Source organism: Pseudorhodoplanes sp., from assembly GCF_059499825.1.
The window spans coordinates 42,925-62,891 of the sequence record NZ_JCABZI010000018.1 but is presented as its reverse complement, the minus strand read 5'-3'; the positions used below and the strand labels follow the sequence as shown (position 1 = coordinate 62,891).

The window sequence follows — 19,967 nt, the reverse complement described above, 5'->3', positions numbered from 1 at the left end:
AGGAACCCCGTGCATCAACGTGCCTTATCTTTGGCATTCGCCGCAGTGATTGCTTGTGCGGTAGCGCCTTATGCCGTCGCGCAGACTTATCCGTCGCAACCGATCAGGATTATCGTGCCGACGCCGCCAGGTGGCGTCGCCGATATCGTCGGCCGTGCTTTCGCGCAGAAACTGAATGAGGCCGGCAAGACCGCCGTGGTCGAGAACAAGACCGGGGCCGGCGGCGCAATCGCAGCCGACTTCGTCGCCAAGTCGCCGCCGGACGGATACACGGTCTATGTCGGCTTCCACGCCACGAACGCGATCCTCCCACACCTGCAGAAGCTGAACTACGACCCGGAAACGGACCTGGTGCCGGTCACGATCGCGGCAAAGACTGCGAACGTGCTGGTCGTCAATCCTTCGGTGCCGGCCAAGACGCTGAAGGAATTGATCGCCTATGCCAAGGCCAATCCCGGCAAGCTGACCTTCGCCTCGCAGGGCAATGGCAGCACCGGGCACATCGTTGGAGAGCAGTTCAAGTCGGCGGCCGGTATCGACATCAACCATGTGCCCTATCGTGGCGGTGCACCGGCCCAGCAGGACCTGATCGCCGGTCATGTCACCATGCTGTTCGACGTGCTGACGATCGCGGTGCCGCAGATCCAGGGCGAGAAGGTTCGCGCACTCGCGATCGCCGATTCAAGCCGCGCGAAGTCGCTGCCCGACGTGCCGACGGTCGCCGAGGCGGGCTTGCCCGAGCTGGAGAGCGGTCCGTGGTTCGGCTTCTTCGTGCCGGCCAAGACGCCCCAGCCAATCATCGACTGGCTCTATGCCGAGGCAAAGAAAGCCTTCAACGCGCCGGACGTGCAGGCGCAATTCGACAAGCAGAACCTGACCGCGGTGCTGGCCACCCCGGAACAGACCCGCGCCTTCGTCGCCGGCGAATACAAGCGCTGGGGCGACGTGATCAAGAAAGCCAATATCACGCTGAACTGATCCGGCCGAATGACAGAACGGCCCGCATCGCTGCGGGCCGTTTTTCTTTTTGGGAGCGCCTTCCGCGGATCACTCCAACAGCCGCGCCAGATCCTTCGCGCCGTCGGCCTGGCTTCTGTTGTCCATCACCGCATTGGTTTCGGCGATCAGCTTTTCGACCACCTTGGTCCGGATGGCGATCGGATTGCGCTCATAGCCGAGCCGCTGAAAGAAGTTCGAGGTCGGCACCTGTGCACGCATCTCCGGTGTCAGCGACAGCATGTCGAAACCGTTACCGTCGCCGGTGAGATTCATCATCTCGAGTTCAGCCGCCGTCAGCGTCCGGTCGATCCCCTTGATCTTCGCAAAGCGGACCGAATCGAGCAGCTTCTGCGTCTGCAGCAGCGGCCCGATATCGATGTCCAGGTTGAGCGCGTGGAGCGCCAAGCCCTTCTGGGTGCGGGCCAGTTTGACGTGATCGCTCCACCGCTCCGGCACGGTCTTGCTGAACGTCACCTTCCGCTTCAGGATTTCGATCTTGCGCTCCAGCGTCTTGCGCCGCTCCCCGGATAATTCGGCGGCGCGCGCCTGCAGCACCTTCACGAACCGGTCGCCCTTTCCGGCTAGCAGGCTGGTGGTATTGGCGGTCAACAGCTGGTTATAGCCAAGTGCGGTTGAGATCGCCCGCGCGTCCGGCTTGTTGAAAATAAGCCCGGCCTGAGCGTCGTAGCGGCCGTTGCCGCCGGTCTCGAAGCTATAAATACGAACAATCTGCTCGCGGGTAATGCCGGCCTCGGAGGCGATTTTCACGTAAGCGCGCTTGAAGTCGATCTCCTTGGCCTGCTCGGGCGCGAAATCGAAATGCTCCTTGGCGCTGCGCAGGAAGTCCGCCACCACCGGAAGCTCGGGCTTGTCGTCGGGCTGATCCTCCTGCCGTACGGACGGATCGCGCGGACAGGCCGGGCCGGAATAAAGCGGCGGCTGTTCGAGTACATAATCGGAGAGCGTCACCGGCTGGCCGGCACGCCGCTTGGCCATGCGTGCCTGACGCAATTCGCCGACGCGCGACCAGTACGGCACGGCGACGGCTTCATGCTTCGCACGCGCCGCCAAGCATTCCTTGTGCTTCCTATGATACTCCGCCATCGCCGCGTCGGGCGATGGCTTGGCGGAAGACGGCTGGGCAGAAGATGGCTTGGCAGACTTGTCCTGCGCCATCGCGCCGTGGACCGAGAATACTGCGATTGCGAATCCGATAGCCAGATGGCGCATGCAGGCCCTTGTCTCTCGTCAGGAATAGAGTTTGGCGTTCTGCTCCCGCAACACGTTCTTCTGCACCTTGCCCATGGTGTTGCGCGGCAGGTCATCGACGAAAATCACGCGCTTCGGCAGCTTGAACTTGGCCAGCCGCCCCTCGAGATTCGCAATGACGGCCTTCTCGTCCGCGATTGAGTCCTTTTTCAGGACCACGATCGCGGTCACTCCCTCGCCGAAATCCGGATGCGGGCAGCCGATCACGGCCGATTCGACCACACCAGGCAATGCGTCGATCTCGCTCTCGACCTCTTTCGGATAGACGTTGAAACCGCCAGTGATGATCAGGTCCTTGGCGCGTCCGACGATATGCACATAGCCGCGCTCGTCGATCTTGCCGACGTCGCCGGTGATGAAGAAGCCGTCTGCACGGAACTCCGCCTTGGTCTTGTCGGGCATCCGCCAATAGCCCGGAAATACGTTCGGCCCCTTCACCTCGATCACGCCGATCTCGCCCTGCGGCAGAACCTTGCCGGAATCGGCCTCGGCGATACGCACCTCGACCCCCGGCAGCGGGAAACCCACGGTACCGGCGATGCGGTCGCCGTCATAGGGATTCGAGGTATTCATGTTGGTCTCGGTCATGCCGTAGCGCTCGAGAATGGCGTGACCGGTCTTTGCGCGGAATTCGTCATGGGTCTCGGCAAGCAGCGGCGCCGAACCGGACGTGAACAACCGCATATGCGCGCAGGCCGCCTTTGTCAGGCCAGGATGCTTGAGCAGCCGCGTGTAGAATGTCGGCACGCCCATCATCGATGTCGCCTTCGGCAGATAGCGCATGACCTCGTCGGCGTCGAATTTCGACAGGAAGATCATCGCGCCGCCGGCGAACATCAACGTATTGCTCGCCACGAACAGGCCGTGCGTGTGGTAGATGGGCAGCGCATGCAGCAACACGTCCTTGTCGGTGAAGCGCCAGTAATCCCTCAATGTCTCGGCATTCGACGCAAGATTGCGGTGCGTCAGCATCGCGCCCTTTGACCGGCCGGTGGTGCCGGAGGTGTAAAGGATCGCGGCAAGGTCGTCGTCCTCGCGCGGTACATCGGCAAAATCCTTCGGCGCCCTGGCGGCGGCGTCGATCAGGCTGCCCTGCCCCTTCGCATCCAGCGTTTCGACCGACGCCACACCGCGCTTGCTGGCAATCTCCGCAAGTCCCTCGCGCTTTGAAGGATCGCAGACGACGAGCTTCGGCTCGGCGTCGCCGATGAAATAGTCCAGCTCGGTCAGCGTATAGGCTGTATTGAGCGGCAAATAGACCGCACCGGCACGCAGCGTTGCGAGATAAAGCAGCAGATTTTCAACCGTCTTCTCGACCTGGACCGCGACGCGATCACCCGGCTCGACACCGGCAAGCACTAGCGCATTTGCCATCTGAGCGGTGCGTTCAAGCATGTCGCCATAGGACAAGGTCGTGCCGTCGGCTTTGACGATGAACAAACGCGCGGGTGACGCGACACGCGAACGGATCGTTTCGAACAGATTCATGATCTAGAACTTCAAGCTTTGTTGGACACAGGAATGAGATCGCCGGTCGGACCGGGGCGCGCCATTTTCTTGACCGCGCTGGACGTGACCACGGTGCGTGTCTCGGCAAAGGCCTCGTGATTTTTCTCGATATCGTCGAGATCGTAGAGGTAGTTCACCATGACGCCATAGGACTGGCGCATGCCGTTCTCAGAGGAATCGGCGAGAAAATGAATTTTCTCAAGTCGCGCGCCGTTGCCCAGGTGGAAACGTGCGACGGGATCGGCCGGCAGACCGCGCGCGTTGCGTGCATGCAGGAAATACCAAGCCGCCGCCCGCTTCAACGGCTCCTCGACCGGCTCGCGGATCTCGGCGATTTGCCACCAGCCTTCGATATCGAGATTGGCCAGCGCATCGAGGTCGTCCTGCGTCAGCGCGCGCGAGGAATCGGACTGCCGTTCGCGCTTCAGCCAGCTTGCAAAGCCCGGGACCGGCGACAGCGTCACGAAGGTCTTGAGACGCGGATTGATCTTCGAAATTTCCTCGACCACCTGCTTGATCAGGAAATTGCCGAACGACACGCCCGCAAGACCACGCTGACAATTTGAGATCGAATAAAAAGTCGCGGTATCGACCTGATTGGCATCGAGTATGGTGCGGCTGGCCGACAGGATCGGCGCAATCGAACCCGGCATGTCATCGGTGAGCGCGACCTCTACGAAGATGAGCGGCTCGTCGACCAGCGCGGGATGGAAGAACGCGAAACAGCAGCGGTCGTCCGGATCGATCCGACGGCGCAGATCGTCCCAGCTCCGGATCTTGTGCACCGCCTCGTGCTTGATGATCTTCTCGAGGATGTTGGCAGGCGTCGACCAGTCGATGTCGCGCAGCACCAGAAACCCGCGATTGAACCATGACGAGAACAGATGCACGAAATCGGCGTCCACCACCGCGAGATCGCTGCGGTGCGCCATTGCGTCGAGCAGTTGCTCACGCATCCGCACAAGGGCCGCGGTTCCACCCGGCGCAAGGTTGAGCCTGCGGAACAGTTCCTGACGGCGCGGCTCGGCGGCCTGATGGACTTCGCCTGCGGTCTTGTCGCTCGGGCTGGCCTGCCAGGCTGCAATCGCCTTTTCCATCCGCGCCTGATCGGGACCGAATTGCTGGGCAAGGGCTTCGAAGAACGCGGTACGGGGGCCGATGGTCAGCGCCGCGTAGCGATTGAGGATTTCGCGGGCCAGCGCTACCCCGGAGGCTTCACCCCGCCCGGACAGCAGATCCTCGCAGAGCACGACAAAATCTGCAGAGCGGGTGACCGCGTTTGTGCGCCGCGTCAGAAGCTTTCTTCCGCGATCCGAGATCGTCTGCAGCAAGTCGCCAAAAAAAGCGCCATTCATCGCAACGTTAACCTTCTCCTGCGGCGTTTTCCCGCAGCACGCTCATAACAGATTCCGTCGGGCCGACGGGATGGTTTTCGAGGTGGTCGTCTGCCAGCCGATCCGGTATAGGCTGTTATTGGGATAATAAAAAATAATCGGTGGGTACCATCGAACAGCGGGTGGAGACGCAGGAACGGGCGGGCGTAGCGGCCGCCCCATCCTTGCTAGAGGTCGACGACCTCCATGTGCAGTTCCAGACCTCCCGCGGCATCGTCCGCGCGGTGGAGGGGCTGTCGTTTCATGTCGACCCCGGCGAGGTGGTCGCGATCGTAGGTGAATCCGGGTCCGGCAAGTCGGTCTCGGCGCTGTCGATCATGCGGCTCCTGCCCAGATTGACCGGCCGCATCCCCAAAGGCCGGGTGATGTTCAATGGCCGCAATCTTTTAATGCTCTCAGAAGAGGAGATGCGCGAGCTCAGAGGCCGCGAGATCTCAATGATCTTCCAAGAGCCGATGACCTCGCTCAATCCGATCCTCACCATCGGACTGCAGATCACCGAGCCGCTCACCATCCATCTCGGCATGACCGCGGAGGAGGCGCGCGCCCGCGCCATCGAGCTGCTCGGCCTGGTCGGCATCCCCGATCCGGCTCGCCGGCTCGAACAATATCCGCATCAATTCTCCGGTGGCATGCGGCAACGCGTCATGATCGCGATCGGATTGGCCTGCAATCCCAAGCTGATCATTGCTGACGAGCCCACCACCGCCCTCGACGTGACCATCCAGGCGCAGATCCTGGAACTGATGAAGGAGCTGTCGCGCAAGCTGAATATTGCGCTGATCGTCATCACCCATAATCTCGGCGTGGTCGCGCGTTACGCCGACCGCGTCATCGTGATGTACGCCTCCCGTCTGGTCGAGGAGGGCGATGCCGACGACGTATTCCATCGTCCGCGCCATCCCTATTCGATGGGCCTCCTGCGCTCGGTTCCGAGGCTCGACCGGCCGCGGGGCGACAAGCTGGAGACCATTGAGGGCCTGCCGCCCAACGCGGCCTCGCCGCCGCCCGGCTGCCGTTTTGCACCGCGGTGCCCCTACAAGATCGCGATCTGCGAGACCGAACCCGGGCTGATCCGTACCGACACCGGCGGGCTCTCGCGCTGTCACCGCATTGCGGAAATCGCGGAAGGCAAGCTCACCTGGGCCGCCGCCGGCGCCGGTTCGACCGTGACCGAAGCCAAGACCGGCGAGCCCCTGCTCACGGTGCGCAATCTCACCAAGCATTTCGAGGTGCGGGGCGGCCTGCGCGGCTCAAGCGGCACGGTGCGCGCGGTGCAGGACGTCTCGTTCGACATCTTCCCCGGCGAAACGCTTGGCCTCGTTGGCGAATCCGGCTGCGGCAAGACCACCGTCGGCCGGCTGATCCTGCGGCTGGAAGACAAGACCAGCGGCGAATTGCGGTTCGAGGGGATGGACCTTTCGGCGGCCAGCGCTTCCGACATGAAGGCAGTCCGCCGCAAGATCCAGGTCATCTTCCAGGACCCCTATTCGTCGCTCAATCCGCGCATGACGGTCGGCCAGATCATCGGCGAACCTCTGCATGTTTACCGCCTCGTGCCCGGCCGCAAGGAGGAGTACGCCCGGGTTGCGCAACTGCTCGAACAGGTCGGCCTGCGTCCGGAAATGGCGGCACGCTATCCGCATCAATTGTCCGGCGGTCAGCGCCAGCGCGTCGGGATCGCGCGCGCGCTGGCAATGGAACCGTCCTTCATCGTCTGCGACGAAGCAGTGTCGGCACTGGACGTATCCATCCAGGGACAGATCATCAATCTGCTCGAAGACCTGCAGCGCCGGCTCGGCCTCGCTTATCTGTTCATCGCCCACGATCTTGCCGTGGTGCGACACATTTCGATGCGCGTCGTGGTCATGTATTTCGGCCGCGTCATGGAAGTCGCCGATCGCGATGCGATCTACTGCGAGCCGCTGCATCCCTACACCAAGGTGCTCCTCGACGCAGCGCCAATCCCCGATCCAACCATCGAGAAGGGCCGCGAGCCGCGGCTTATCAAGGGCGAATTGCCCTCACACTTGTCGCCGCCCTCGGGTTGCGTGTTCAATACACGCTGCCCAATGGCAAGCGAGGAATGCCGGCAGGTCGTGCCCGTGCTGGAAGAGAAGCGGCCGGGTCATTTTGCGGCATGCATCAAGGTGTGAGGTAACGTCGACGATAAAGGTGGGACGACACTGGCAATGACGGACGGCAAAAATGCCGACGAAAGGGAGGACAACAATGAAAATTTCGAGACGCACTGCATTGAAGGGGACCGCTGGAGCGCTCGCTCTCGGCATGGGCAGCCTGAATTTCGACTTCACCAAGGCCTATGCCCAAGCCGAGAAAGCCAAGCGCGGCGGCAATCTCAATTTCGCAATCAGCGCGGAAGCGCCGCATTACGATCCGCATGCCAGCGACACCTACGCCACGCTGCATCTCGTTGCGCCGTTCTATTCCACGCTGCTGCGCTACAACCTCGACAAATTCCCCGAGATCGAGGGCGACCTTGCGGAATCCTGGCAGGTCGCGCCCGACCAGATGAGCTACACCTTCAAGCTCAAGCCGAACGTCAAGTTCCACGACGGCACGGCGCTTACCTCCGCCGACATCAAGGCAACCTATGATCGTCTGCGCAATCCGCCTCAGGGCGTGGTGTCGAATCGCAAGGCGACCTTCGCCGACATCGACACGATCGAGACACCCGACCCGCTGACGGTCGTCTTCAAGATGAAGGCGTCCAACTCCTCGATGCTCGATCATTTCGCGAGCCCCTGGAACGTGATCTATGCCGCCAAGGATTTGGCGGAAAACCCTGCGCTGCCGCGCACCAAGGTGAACGGCACCGGCCCCTTCACCTTCGTCGAGCACGTCAAGGGCAGCCACGTCTCCGGCAAGCGCAACGAGAATTACTTCAAGAAGGACCTGCCCTATCTCGACACCTTCCGCGGCATCTTCACCCTGCAGGCAGCGGCGATGCTGAACGCGTTGCAGGGCGGGCAGGTGCTGGGCGAATTCCGCGGCGTCTCGCCGGCGGAGCGCGATCGCCTGGTGGCGGCGATGGGTGACAAGCTGCGGGTCGAGGAATCCAGCTGGACGCTCAACCTGCTGGTCCTGTTCAACGTCGAGAAGCCACCGTTCGACGATGTCCGCGTCCGCCGCGCTTTGCTGATGGCGATCGACCGCTGGGGTGGCAGCCAGGGGCTGTCTCGCATCTCAACGTTGCGCTCGGTCGGCGGCGTGGTGCGGCCCGGTTCTCCGCTGGCAACACCGGAGGCGGAACTGGTCAAGCTTCCGGGCTTCTCGAAGGACATCAAGAAATCCCGTGAAGAGGCGCGCAAGCTGCTCAAGGAAGCGGGCCACGAGAATCTGAAATTCACTCTGTGGAATCGTAATCTGGCGATGCCCTACACGCCGGCCGGCATCTTCCTGGTCGATCAGTGGCGCCAGATTGGCGTGACCGCCGAGCACAAGCAGTCGGACACCGCGCCCTATATCGCCGCCATGAACAGCGGCAATTATGAAGTCGCGATCGACTTCTCCAACCTCTTCAACGACGATCCGACGCTCTCCCTGACCAAATATCTGTCGCACAAGAACAACCCGCTCAACCTGTCACGCTCCAACGATCCGGAGATCGACCGGCTGTTCGAGCTGCAATTGCGCGAGAGCGATCCGGAAAAGCGCAAGGGTCACATCCAGGCGCTGGAGAAGCGGCTGTTCGATCAGGCCTATCAGCAGCCGCTGCTCTGGTGGCACCGGATCGTGCTGACGCACAAGAACCTGATGGGATGGCAGATGTCACCCAGCCACAATCTCGGCCAGCAGCTCGAAGGCGTCTGGCTGAATTCCTGATCCGGCCCATGCCCTACTCCCCGCTATGGCGGGGAGTGGGATTTTCCTCTTCGAAAGACGTCCCGATGCTTCGCTACACCGTTAACCGCGTGCTGTTGATGATCCCGACCCTGCTCGGCGTCGCGGTGCTCGTGTTCTTCATGCTGCGGGTGGTGCCGGGCGACATCGTGGAGGTGAAGCTCCGCGGCGACGGCGGCAACGTCACCCAGGCAGTTGTGGAAGCCGAACGCAAGCGCCTGGGACTCGACCGGCCGTTGCTCACGCAATTCGGCGAGTGGATGGTCAATATGGCGAAGGGCGACCTCGGCATATCGATGTGGACCGAACGCCCGGTGATGGAGGAAATCTCGCTGCGCCTCGAACTGTCGATGCAGGTCGCGCTGATGGCGACCATCATCGCAGTATTGCTGGCGATACCGATGGGCACCCTGGCGGCGCTCTATCGCGACACCTGGATCGACTACGCCATCCGGATTCTGACAATCGGCGGGTTGTCGATCCCGTCATTCTGGTTCGGCATGCTGATCATGCTGAGCCTGCTGGCCTTCTTCAACTGGCTCCCGCCGATCACATTCACACCGTTCTATGTCGATCCCTGGGCCAACTTCACCCAGCTGATCTGGCCAGCGATGGCGGTCGGCTACCGCTATTGCGCGGTGGTGGCGCGCATGATCCGGTCCTCGCTGCTGGAGGTCCTCAACGAGGACTACATCCGCACCGCCCGCGCCAAGGGCGTCTACGAGAAGCTGGTGATCTCGCGGCATGCTTTGCGGAATGCGCTGCTGCCCGCCATCACCGTCATTGGCCTCGAATTCACGTTCCTGATCGGCGGCCTCGTGGTCACCGAGCAGGTGTTCAACCTCAACGGCATCGGCCAGCTGTTCGTGCAGAGCGTAGCGCGCAACGACTTCATGCTGATCCAGGGCATGGTGATGCTGATTGCCGCCTTCTACGTGTTCGTAAACCTGATCGTCGATCTGCTCTATGCGGTGTTCGATCCCCGGATCCGGTATAATTCATGACCATCGCAGCTCCCGCCATCAACGAAGTCGCGAAGCGCGGACCGAACCCGTATATCGAGTTCTGCAAGCAGCAGCCGCTCGGTGCTATCAGTTTCGTTATCATCGTTGCGATGATGTTCGCAGGCATTTTCTCGGAATGGGTCGCCCCCTACGACCCGCTGGCGATCGACTTCGCCTCGATCCTGGCGCCGCCGTCCTGGGAGCATTGGTGCGGCACCGACGCCTATGGACGCGACATCTGCTCGCGGCTGATCTACGGCTCGCGCACCGCGCTGGTGATCGGCTTTACCTCGTCTTTCGTCGGCTCGACCATCGGCGCCATCCTTGGCATCGCGTCGGCCTATTTCGGCGGACGCATCGACAACATCATCCAGCGCTTCATGGATATCCTGCTGGCATTCCCGCTGATCGTGCTGGCGCTGGTGGTGGTCGCGGCACTGCGCCGCTTCGTCATCGGCGGCGTCGACGTCAACCTGATCTTCGCGATCGCGATACCGATCATCCCGCGGGTGGCGCGCGTGGTCCGCGCCGCCGCGTTTTCGGTGCGGGTGATGCCCTATGTCGACGCCGCGCGTGCGGCGGGCTACTCCAACAGCCGCATCATCTTCCGGCACATGGCGCCGAATGTGGTCGCGCCCTACCTGATCATGCTGACGGCCTTCATCGCGCAGGCGATCCTCGCCGAAGCCTCGCTGTCCTTCCTCGGCCTCGGTGTCGCCGAGCCGACCGCGGCCTGGGGCCTGATGTTGTCCGGCAACGCCGCCGACTTCTACCGCGAGGCGCCGTGGATGATCCTGTTCCCCGGCGCCGCGATTTCGCTCGCGGTATTTTCCTTCAACCTGTTCGGGGACTCGCTGCGCGACTACCTCGATCCGCGGTTCAAGGTGTAGCGGGCGGACACGACATCAGGGTCACCAGGTCAGCGTCTTGGCGTTTTCCGCAAAGATGAAGCTCTGCGTGTAGCCCGGCTTGCCGAGTTCGACACCCGGGACGAGATCGTCGAGCTTCAATCCGAATTCCGACAGGCACGGCCCGCAGATCAGCACCTTGCCGCCGTCCTTGATGAAGTCCGCCACGATGTCGCGCGGGATGCGCTGCATCGAAGGCCGCTTCTCCTGCTCGCCCGATTTGGCCGCTAGCTTCACCGCATCGAGATTGAGGAAGATCGTAACCTGATGCCCCATCTTCATGGTGTTGTGGGCGAAATGCAGTCCCATCCAACCGCGCCATGAATCCCCGGTGGTCATGTTGACGAACAAAGCCGGCTTTGACGCCTGCGCCTGCGCCGTACCGGGCAGCGAGCCCAGCGGGAGATGGGCAACGGCAAAACCCAGAACGACTCCAAACATGGCACCCGCAACAAGACGTCGCATGGCAAAGAGCTCCTGCTGAAACCCGGTCAATGCCGAAAGAGCAAATCCCGCGTCAGGTCGTCAAGGTGACGAACAGCCTGCAGAGCCGTTTGCAACCGCTCCCGCTCCTGCCCCGACAGGCGCCTCACCGCGACGGCATTGGTCGCAGGCTTGCCCTGCTGGATGTCCTCGATCTGTTGCGACAGGATCAGCCCCAGAAATGTCGCATGCGCTTCGACCAGCGCGTCCATGTCGGAATCGCCGCCGACATCGAGTGCCCGCACGCCGAGCAATCGCGCCGGCGTCGCACGTTCCAGCACATGATGCTGGATCGCGAGCACCCGCGCCGTCGACACGATCCCGAACAACCCGGCCCGCTTCAAATCGATGCGTCCCTTGTGCGTCAGGATGCGTCCGAACAATCCCAGGCCGCGTTCGGACCGGCCCGACGCTTCGGCGAGCAGCTTCGCAAAACTGGTCTGACCCTTCGCGACGTCGAAAGCATCGCGCCACAGCGCATCGGCCAGTTCGAGCTTGCCATAGACGCCCCGCATGTCGAAGAAGATGTCGACAGACAGAAGGTCCTGTGGCCGCGACCGGGTGATCCATTCGGCGATCCGTCCGCGCCAAGTCGCGACCGAGCCGCGCCACTGCGCGTTGCTCGCCATCACCCCGCCCTTGCAATAGGGAACGCCGACCTCGTTCAGGATATCGGCCACGTACTGGCCGAGCCGCGCGAACCACCGGTCTTCCGGACCGTCCGGGTCGCCGCGCTCGAACGCGATCGCGTTGTCCTGGTCCATCGCCAGCAGGCTTTCGCCGCGCCCCGCGGAGCCGAGGACGGTCATGACATAGGGACATGGCGGATCGCCGTCGCCAGCTTCCAGCATGCGCCGCTCGGCGATCACCGCGGCCTGTCGGGTCAGCGCGCCAAGTTCGCGGGAAATGATCGCGGCCACCTCTCGCGCCGACAGGCCCTCGGCCAGCAGCGAGCCCGAGACTTGCGGCAGCTTCGCCCAGGCGGCGCCGAGCGCGGGCACCGTATCGGCCTCGTCGATCTCGTCGCCGAGCGAGACGGCGTCGCCCGCGCGCAGCCGCAGGAGGTCGCGGGCGGATAATGCGCCGGTGACGAAGCCGGCCTCGTCGGTCACGCCGAGATGACGGATTTTCAGTCGGCTCATGCGGCCGATCGCGCGATAAACGAAGGCATCCGACGGGATGGTGGCAAGCGGACGGCTCATGAATTGCTCGACGCAGAGCTTGAGAGCGCCCTCGCCTTCGATCGCCATGGCTCGCAGGATATCGCGTTCGGTGATGATGCCGGCGGCGAAAGCCGGGAGCCGATCGTGCGCGATGTCGGGCGGCGCTACATAAAGCGACGACACACGCTCGCGGATCAATTCGCTCAGCGCATCGCCAAGCGTGCGGTCGGAGCCGATGGTCTTGGGCGGGCTCGACATCACATCGCGGATGCGGTGGCGATACGGATAACTGTCGATCCGGTCGAGCATCCGCGCGGTGCCGTCGCGGTCGATCGCGGTATCGGGTGTGACCCATCCCGCGCGATACTGGCGATCAAGCGCATCGGTCAGCGCGCGGCAGGCCTGTGTCGCCTCCGCGAAAGTGCGGATGCCATTGTCCCGCAGTTTCGGCAGCAGCGCCAGGAACACGCCGGCGGTCGTGGTGGCGTCGCCCAACGCGGAATGCCGTCCGCCGACCGTCACACCGAGCCACTCCGCAAGCTCCTCGAGCGAATTGCCGGCGCGACGCGGATCGACGAGTTGTACCAGGTGCTGCGTGTCGAGCGCCGCGCGCGGCGACACCCACGCGACGCCGGCCCGCCGGCATTCCTGTTGCAGGATCGCAAGGTCGAAGCCGATGCTGTGGCCGACCACAACGGACTGTCCGAGATAGTCGAGGAATTGCGGCCACATCGACCCAAAGACCGGCGCCTCAGCGACCTTGGCGTCATTGATGCCATGGATCGCGGTCGAGAAAGCCGGGATCGGCTCGCGCGGATTGACGTAACTCTGAAACGCGCCCTCGCTTTGGATCCGCCCGGCCACGATTCGCACCGCCGCCGCCTCGAGCAGGCGCGCCTTGCGCGGATCGAGACCGGTGGTTTCGGTATCGATCACAATGGCGTCGAGCGAAATCAGCGGCGTGGCATTGGTGACCGCAGCCATATCGGCGCTCCGTGCGAGACGTCAGATCTCGCTGCTCAACTGCCTCACCATGTCGCCCGCATCCATGCGATTCATCAATTCCTCCTGAACCCTGACGAGATGAAGCTGCATGAAACTGCGCGCGGTCGGCGCATCGGGCGTGAGAAACTGCTTGTCGAACGGCATCATCGCGAAATAGCGCTCGGCGAAGGGCACCGGAATGTCGATGACGCGCTTCGGCGGATGAGTCGACAGCCGTTCGAGATGCAGCGCGAGATCGGTCCGTCCGGCCGCCCATTCCTCGTCGGTGAGTTCAGCCGGACGCGGATAGCGATCGTAGATCGACAGCACCAGCGCGATCAGCGGATCGAGTTCGCGCCGGCGGTCGCCGCCGGCCTGTGGCGCCAGCACGCCATCGACGGTCTCGCCGACCATTGCAAGGCCAAGCGGAAAGGCCCGCCACCGCGCGCGATTGAGCGCGCTCTGGAAGCCCGCATCCGCCAGCATCACCTTCGAAAAATGACCGGATCGGGCACGCGAATAGTCATAGATGCCCTTCTGCACCAGGAACGCAGCGTTTTCATCGATGAAGTCGGCCAGTGCCTGCGGCGTCAGAATCGGAGGTTTGCGGCGCAACAAAAAATCCAGGAGCCCCATCACGTCACCTTGCCTGCAGTTTCTTCTGCTGCACCGCAGCCGCATCTCGCATGTGCGAAATGCACCTTCGACGAAAGACTAGCAAGTTCAGAGGGTAAAAGCCTAACTTTGGCCGAAAGTCTTATAAGGCCCGCCCGCCAGTCGATGTTAATTTTTCGTTACGTTCTGCAAACGCGGCAACAAGATCGCGTCACAGACAGCGGCAATTCGGGGAGGTGCCGCACACCGCCGGGTCGACCGGCTCTCCCCGCATATTCATCACCGGATGCGCGCGCGTCCGGTCACTCAAGAGGGAGGGCATTTAATCCATGGCACAACAAACACCACCCCCTGGAACGTCTGCCAATGACGAAGCTCATTGGAAAAAGACGACCAACCTGATGTGGATCCATCTCGGCATCTGGTTCTTCTTCGGCTTCATCATTCACATGTTTGCGCCGCAGCTGAACAAGATCGTCATCGCGGGTTTCCCGCTCGGCTTTTACATGGCCGCCCAAGGCTCGCTGATCGTGTTCGTGGTTCAGCTCTTCGTATTCGCGAAGCAGCAGGACAACATCGACCGCGAATTCGGCGTTGCTGAAGACGACTGAGGGAGACAACGACAATGACCACTCAGACTTCAGGCGCCGACAACTTCATCAAGAATCTCGGCAAGATTTACGGTCTCTACGCAGGCGGCTTCTTCGCCTTCGTGATCTTCCTGGCGATCCTCGAACAGGTTGGCGTGCCGAACAGAATCCTCGGCTACCTGTTCGTGTTCTTCACCATCGCGGTGTACGCCATCATCGGCGTGCTCTCGCGAACGGCACAGGTTTCCGAATATTACGTCGCGGGCCGGCGCGTTCCGGCTTTCTATAACGGCATGGCGACCGGCGCGGACTGGATGTCTGCGGCGTCGTTCGTGGGCATGGCCGGCACACTGTTCCTGCTCGGCTATGACGGCCTGGCCTGGGTGCTCGGCTGGACTGGCGGCTACGTGCTGGTCTCGGTTCTGGTCGGCCCGTATCTGCGCAAGTTCGGCGCCTACACCGTTCCGGACTTCATGTCGTTCCGGTTCGGCGGCAACTTCGCACGCTTCCTGGCCGTGATCGTGCTGGTGGCCTGTTCCTTCACCTATGTGACGGCGCAGATCTTCGGCACCGGCATCATCGCTTCGCGCTTCCTTGGGATGCAATTCGAAGTGGCGGTGTTCGTCGGCCTCGTCGGCATTCTGCTCTGCTCGATGCTGGGCGGCATGCGCGCCGTGACCTGGACGCAGATCGCCCAGTACATCGTGCTGATCGTGGCCTACCTGACCCCGATCATCATCCTGTCCACCAAGCAATACGGCATTCCGATTCCGCAGCTGACTTATGGACAAGCGATTGCGGACATCACAGCCCGCGAAGGACAACTGCTGAAGGACGGGCTCGCCACCGCGGCCAATCTGAAGCCACACATCCAACCGTGGCTGAACTACACGCCGCTCAACTTCTTCGCCATCATTCTGTGCATGATGGTCGGCACCGCTTCGCTGCCGCACATCCTGATGCGTTATTTCACCACCCCGTCGGTGCGTGAAGCTCGTCAGTCCGTGGCGTGGTCTCTGTTCTTCATCTTCCTCCTGTACTTCTCGGCGCCGGCCTATGCGGCGTTCTCGAAGCTCGAGGTCTACAACAACATCATCGGACGCAACGTGGCGGACATCCGGCCCTGGATGTTCACCTGGGGCGAACTGGGCCTGATCCAGGTTTGCGGCAAGAATGCTGCCAGCCTCCAGGCAGTGATCGATGCGTGTAAGGCAGCAGGTACCGGCGTCGTCCGCCTGCAGGACTTCACCATCAACACCGACGTGATCGTGCTGTCGACACCGGAAATTGCCGGTCTGCCGTACGTGATCTCCGGTCTGGTCGCCGCCGGCGGTCTCGCCGCCGCGCTCTCGACCGCGGACGGACTTCTGCTCGCCATCGCCAACGCGCTGTCGCACGACATCTACTACAAGATGATCGATCCGAACGCGCCGACGGTGAAGCGGCTGATGGTCGCCCGTATCCTGCTGCTGATCGTGGCGGTCGCCGCGGCGGCAACCGCCTCGACAAGACCCGCGGACATCCTGGCAATGGTGGGATGGGCGTTCTCGCTCGCCATGGCTGGTAACTTCCCCGCCCTGGTGATGGGCATCTGGTGGAAGCGGGCCACGACGGCAGGCGCGATCGCCGGCATCATCGGCGGCTTCGGCATTGCCATCTTCTACCTCGTCGTGACCCGTTACTTCCCGGGCTATGGCGTGGCGTATTTCGGCATGTCGTCCCTGACCAACCCGGCCGGTGCTCCGCTGATTGCGGACATGGCCAAGGCCATGGCGGCTCCGAATGCGATGGATACGTGGGTCGCCGCGAGCCACCCGCTGGCCAGCAAGGTGGGCTGGTTCGGCATCACCAACATTGCAGCGGGTCTGATCGGCATGCCGGTCGGCTTTGCGCTGATCTATGTGGTGAGCCTCGTGACCAAGGCGCCGTCGCTGGAACTGCAGGGTTTCATCGACGAAATCCGCAAGCCGCGCGGCCGCACGGTCATGCAAGAGAAGGACTAAGCCTCCTCAAGAAGGCGTCAAACAAGCGGGGCCCGGTTTTCCGGGCCCCGTTCTTTTTTGGAAGACCCTTCTGGCGGCTTGCGCTAAACCTTGTTCGCCTTCCGAGGTGGCCAGTCGAGAAGCGCCGCCTCACCGCCGAGAGACCCACCGCGTGCAATCGTCCTTCTGGAGCATCTGGTACATCAGCCTGCCGAACTTCGTTCTGGCCGTGATGATGTACACCATGCTGGGGCGCGCCGTGCTCGGGCTGTTCGTCGAGCCCGACTCCAAGAACTACATCTGGCGCGGCTTCTGCGCGATTACCGATCCGTTCCTCAAGATCATCGCCCCCCTGACCCCGAAAGCGGCGGCACCGGTGGTGTTGTGGCTGTTCGGTTTCGTCTGGCTGTTCTGGCTCAGGCTGCTGCTGTTCGTTTTCGTCTTTGCCAGCGGCCTGCTGAAGGCGGGCGGCCAATGAACGAACGCAGTTTCTATTATATCGGCATCGCCTTCTTCGGCATGATCAACGGCATTTTCAATCCGTTCTTCGTGATCGTGTTTCAGGTCTCGATTTATCTGATGGCAGAGCCCCTGTTCGGCTCGACCGCGGCGATCGCGTATTTCGCTTCGCTCATGCTGTCGACCGCGACCGTGATCCTTGGCGGCATCCCGGCGGCCCTCTACGAACGCTATATCGGGGCGAAGGACGATTCGACCGTGACCTCGCTCTGGATCTGGCTGGCGGGCACGGCTGTCCTCACCATTCCAGCCATCGGCAATTTTCTACGAATCGGCCTCTGACCGGCTAGAAAATGCAGCAATTTTTAGCAGGCTGCGCCGCCGGACCGGCGCTATGACGTTTTCCTGCCGCTTTGCGGAACCAGCCTGATATTGGTCGCGTTGCGGCGAGGATACCGGATTTTGCGGCACAGCGTTTGCTTGGTCGAGACGGAGTATTGGAGGGAGAGTTCAAGGGGGCAGGTGTCAGTCTCTACAGGGAGAGACCCGCATGGATACATTTGCGCGCTTTGCGTTCTTCACGATTGCCCGCGACGCCGGCGTTGCGGCTTTTGCGGCCGGCATTCTGATGCTGGCCTACAGCTTCAATCCTCCCCTGGCCCTGGTGCTCGGGGGATCGGTGGCTATGTTTTACGCCGCCGTGATGCTGGTCCGGGCGCTGCTTCTGACCGAAGACAGGGTTGTGGCGACAGAACCATGGCTGGTGATGGAGCCCGATGATCGCCCGACAGGCGACGATGGACGCGCCGGCGCGTGCGATCGGCTGGAGACCATGCTGTTTCGTGCCGCCAAGACCGCATCCGGAATTGCGTCGGTGATGCTCGGCCTCGGGCTGCTGCTGTCGTGGGCGTGAGGATCAAGGGCGTGGTCGAGGTCTGATCGCGCGAACTGCCCGCACACCGGTTCGTGAGCGGTATCGGAATCTCCCTTTTGCTAGGGTGATCGGGCCAAGGTCTTTCAGGGGCGACAATGGAGCATATGCGCCGCATTGCCTACGAGACGGTTTTGCGAGCCTGCGGGTTCGCGTCTCTCGGCATTTTCTGCGTCATGACCGGGATGTCGTTCGATCCGAAGATGGCGTTCCAGACCGGCGGATTTCTGACCACCCTGATGGCCTTCGTCCTGGTGCTGAAGGCGCGCGAGGCGCTGACCAAGGATTATCGCCGGACCGAGATGTGGCTTTACATCGACAAGGACTTCCGGCCGCCGGAATCCTATGCGCAATGGGCCAGCGCCACGGTGCTGCGTGACACCTACCTCACCTTCGCCATGTGGACGTCGATGATCTCGATCGCGATGTGGGTGATGGCGCTGATCTTTTCCCTGCTCGGCACCACCTCGACGCTGGCGCTGGAGAACCAGCCGCGGCCGGCCTCGGCGGCGACGCAGGCCCAGAAGGCAGCAGCACCGCAGGCGATGGACACCATCACCCTGGCGCCGGACCAGCGGCGTCCGCCAGCTTCGATACGGTATCAGGTCTTCGAGTAGCGGCCGTACGCCGACGCCCCGTCGTGCGCCGGCTCATGCGCGATATATGCACGCTGCGCACCACGCGGTTTCTGCACTGGCTCACGGGTCGGCGCTGCCGGGCGAACAGCCTCGACGCCGGCGCACGCAGCGCACCTGACACAAGGCATGTGCCTAGTTGCAAATCGCTCGCAACTAGCTTGACGGCTTCGCAACGCCCGCCTATATTGCGAATAATTCGCAGTTGCAGCTCCTTCGCTCGGCCAAGGCCTGAAACATGATGTCCGTCAGACGTTCCGCGGTTGCCCTTGCGCTGGCGATCGCCGCGCTTGTGTCGCCGGCGGCAGCCCAGGCGCCCGACAAGCCGTTCCGGGTCGTCACCACCTTCACCGTCATTCAGGACATCGCCCAGAACATCGCGGGCGACAAAGCGATCGTCGAATCGATCACCAAGCCCGGCGCCGAGATCCACGACTACCAGCCGACACCGCTTGACATCGTCAAGGCGCAGGCCGCCGATCTCGTTCTGTGGAACGGCTTCAACCTCGAGCGCTGGTTCGAACGATTCTTCGACAATGTGCGCGGCGTGCCGCTAGCGGTCGTTACCGAGAATATCGCGCCGATCAGCATTACCGAGGGCCCCTATGACGGACGGCCCAATCCGCATGCATGGATGTCGCCCTCAAATGCGCTGATCTATGTCGAAAACATCCGCAAGGCTTTGGTCAAATTCGACCCCAAGAATGCCGACACCTACAACAAGAACGCCGCGGACTACGCGGCGAAGATCAAGGCGCTGGACGAACCTTTGCGCAAGCGGCTCGCAGGCATTCCGGAAAACCAGCGCTGGCTGGTGACGAGCGAGGGCGCCTTCAGCTATCTCACGCGCGACTACGGCATGAAGGAAGCCTATCTCTGGCCGATCAATGCCGACGAGCAGGGTACGCCGAAGCAGGTCCGCCGGGTGATCGACCTCGTTCGCAAGAACAAGATTCCCGTGGTGTTCAGCGAGAGCACGATTTCCGACCGCGCGGCAAAGCAGGTCGCGCGCGAAACCGGCGCGAAATATGGTGGCCAGCTTTATGTCGACTCGCTGAGTGCCGCGAATGGACCGGTGCCGTCCTATCTCGATCTGCTCAAGGTGACGGTGGAAACCATCGCCAAGGGGTTCGGGAAGTGACGATATTGGCAAGCGATGGGCCTCGGGACATGATCGG

The 19,967-nt window shown here is 62.3% G+C and carries 18 protein-coding genes; 12 read left to right on the top strand and 6 right to left on the bottom strand.

What is annotated here, in order from left to right; genetic code table 11:
- Nucleotides 1-9 precede the first annotated feature (9 nt).
- Complete coding sequence (locus tag AC5I5I_RS21800; protein ID WP_495976555.1) at nucleotides 10-978, top strand: Bug family tripartite tricarboxylate transporter substrate binding protein; 969 nt, start codon at nucleotides 10-12, stop codon at nucleotides 976-978.
- Nucleotides 979-1,047: 69 nt separating this feature from the next.
- Here AC5I5I_RS21800 and AC5I5I_RS21795 read toward each other — a convergent pair whose 3' ends face one another.
- From AC5I5I_RS21795 to AC5I5I_RS21785, 3 genes are read right to left on the bottom strand one after another with little or no spacing between them, the layout of a single operon-like run.
- Nucleotides 1,048-2,229, bottom strand: coding sequence for a hypothetical protein (locus AC5I5I_RS21795; protein WP_495976553.1), 1,182 nt, complete (start codon nucleotides 2,227-2,229; stop codon nucleotides 1,048-1,050).
- Nucleotides 2,230-2,247: 18 nt separating this feature from the next.
- The gene (locus AC5I5I_RS21790) at nucleotides 2,248-3,756 is read right to left on the bottom strand and encodes a malonate--CoA ligase (RefSeq protein ID WP_495976551.1); all 1,509 of its coding nucleotides are present in this window, start codon (nucleotides 3,754-3,756) and stop codon (nucleotides 2,248-2,250) included.
- A gap of 11 nt (nucleotides 3,757-3,767) precedes the next feature.
- Nucleotides 3,768-5,132, bottom strand: a complete 1,365-nt coding sequence (locus AC5I5I_RS21785; protein ID WP_495976549.1) for a malonyl-CoA decarboxylase — start codon at nucleotides 5,130-5,132, stop codon at nucleotides 3,768-3,770.
- Nucleotides 5,133-5,272: 140 nt separating this feature from the next.
- Here AC5I5I_RS21785 and AC5I5I_RS21780 point away from each other — a divergent pair, with 140 nt between their 5' ends.
- The 4 genes from AC5I5I_RS21780 (at nucleotide 5,273) to AC5I5I_RS21765 (ending at nucleotide 10,929) form a co-directional block, all read left to right on the top strand.
- A complete protein-coding gene (locus AC5I5I_RS21780) occupies nucleotides 5,273-7,327 on the top strand; it encodes an ABC transporter ATP-binding protein (RefSeq protein WP_495976547.1) in 2,055 nt (684 codons plus the stop codon).
- 76 nt (nucleotides 7,328-7,403) lie between these two features.
- On the top strand, nucleotides 7,404-9,017 hold the full coding sequence (locus AC5I5I_RS21775; RefSeq protein WP_495976545.1) for an ABC transporter substrate-binding protein: 1,614 nt from the start codon (nucleotides 7,404-7,406) through the stop codon (nucleotides 9,015-9,017).
- A gap of 65 nt (nucleotides 9,018-9,082) precedes the next feature.
- Nucleotides 9,083-10,039, top strand: coding sequence for an ABC transporter permease (locus AC5I5I_RS21770; protein WP_495976543.1), 957 nt, complete (start codon nucleotides 9,083-9,085; stop codon nucleotides 10,037-10,039).
- Entirely contained in the window at nucleotides 10,036-10,929 is an 894-nt protein-coding gene (locus AC5I5I_RS21765) for an ABC transporter permease (RefSeq protein WP_495976541.1), read from the top strand. Before AC5I5I_RS21770 ends, AC5I5I_RS21765 begins: the two co-directional genes overlap by 4 nt.
- Before the next feature lie 21 nt (nucleotides 10,930-10,950).
- Here the strand turns inward: AC5I5I_RS21765 and AC5I5I_RS21760 are convergent, their stop codons facing one another.
- Genes AC5I5I_RS21760 through AC5I5I_RS21750 form a run of 3 tightly spaced genes read right to left on the bottom strand, consistent with a single transcriptional unit; the run spans nucleotide 10,951 to nucleotide 14,192 of the window.
- Nucleotides 10,951-11,412 (bottom strand): DsrE family protein, encoded by a 462-nt coding sequence (locus AC5I5I_RS21760; RefSeq protein ID WP_495764932.1) that lies wholly within the window; start codon nucleotides 11,410-11,412, stop codon nucleotides 10,951-10,953.
- A 26-nt stretch (nucleotides 11,413-11,438) separates the two neighbouring features.
- On the bottom strand, nucleotides 11,439-13,577 hold the full coding sequence (locus AC5I5I_RS21755) for a DUF294 nucleotidyltransferase-like domain-containing protein (protein ID WP_495764931.1): 2,139 nt from the start codon (nucleotides 13,575-13,577) through the stop codon (nucleotides 11,439-11,441).
- 21 nt (nucleotides 13,578-13,598) lie between these two features.
- Nucleotides 13,599-14,192, bottom strand: coding sequence for a hypothetical protein (locus AC5I5I_RS21750; protein ID WP_495976538.1), 594 nt, complete (start codon nucleotides 14,190-14,192; stop codon nucleotides 13,599-13,601).
- Between the two features lie 329 nt (nucleotides 14,193-14,521).
- Between AC5I5I_RS21750 and AC5I5I_RS21745 the strand changes: the two genes are divergently transcribed.
- The 7 genes from AC5I5I_RS21745 to AC5I5I_RS21715 all read left to right on the top strand — a co-directional run bounded on the left by AC5I5I_RS21745 (nucleotide 14,522) and on the right by AC5I5I_RS21715 (nucleotide 19,930).
- The gene (locus tag AC5I5I_RS21745) at nucleotides 14,522-14,803 is read left to right on the top strand and encodes a DUF4212 domain-containing protein (RefSeq protein WP_495976536.1); all 282 of its coding nucleotides are present in this window, start codon (nucleotides 14,522-14,524) and stop codon (nucleotides 14,801-14,803) included.
- A 14-nt stretch (nucleotides 14,804-14,817) separates the two neighbouring features.
- Nucleotides 14,818-16,785: a sodium:solute symporter family protein gene (locus tag AC5I5I_RS21740; protein WP_495976534.1), complete on the top strand. Its 1,968-nt coding sequence runs from the start codon at nucleotides 14,818-14,820 to the stop codon at nucleotides 16,783-16,785.
- A gap of 151 nt (nucleotides 16,786-16,936) precedes the next feature.
- On the top strand, nucleotides 16,937-17,242 hold the full coding sequence (locus AC5I5I_RS21735) for a hypothetical protein (protein ID WP_495976532.1): 306 nt from the start codon (nucleotides 16,937-16,939) through the stop codon (nucleotides 17,240-17,242).
- Nucleotides 17,239-17,565: a hypothetical protein gene (locus tag AC5I5I_RS21730; protein ID WP_495976530.1), complete on the top strand. Its 327-nt coding sequence runs from the start codon at nucleotides 17,239-17,241 to the stop codon at nucleotides 17,563-17,565. Before AC5I5I_RS21735 ends, AC5I5I_RS21730 begins: the two co-directional genes overlap by 4 nt.
- Before the next feature lie 208 nt (nucleotides 17,566-17,773).
- Nucleotides 17,774-18,136, top strand: a complete 363-nt coding sequence (locus AC5I5I_RS21725) for a hypothetical protein (protein WP_495976528.1) — start codon at nucleotides 17,774-17,776, stop codon at nucleotides 18,134-18,136.
- Between the two features lie 125 nt (nucleotides 18,137-18,261).
- Nucleotides 18,262-18,771 carry a hypothetical protein gene (locus tag AC5I5I_RS21720; protein ID WP_495976526.1) on the top strand — a complete coding sequence of 170 codons (510 nt, stop codon included), beginning with the start codon at nucleotides 18,262-18,264 and terminating at the stop codon, nucleotides 18,769-18,771.
- 259 nt (nucleotides 18,772-19,030) lie between these two features.
- Complete coding sequence (locus AC5I5I_RS21715; protein ID WP_495976525.1) at nucleotides 19,031-19,930, top strand: metal ABC transporter substrate-binding protein; 900 nt, start codon at nucleotides 19,031-19,033, stop codon at nucleotides 19,928-19,930.
- Nucleotides 19,931-19,967: the final 37 nt, after the last annotated feature.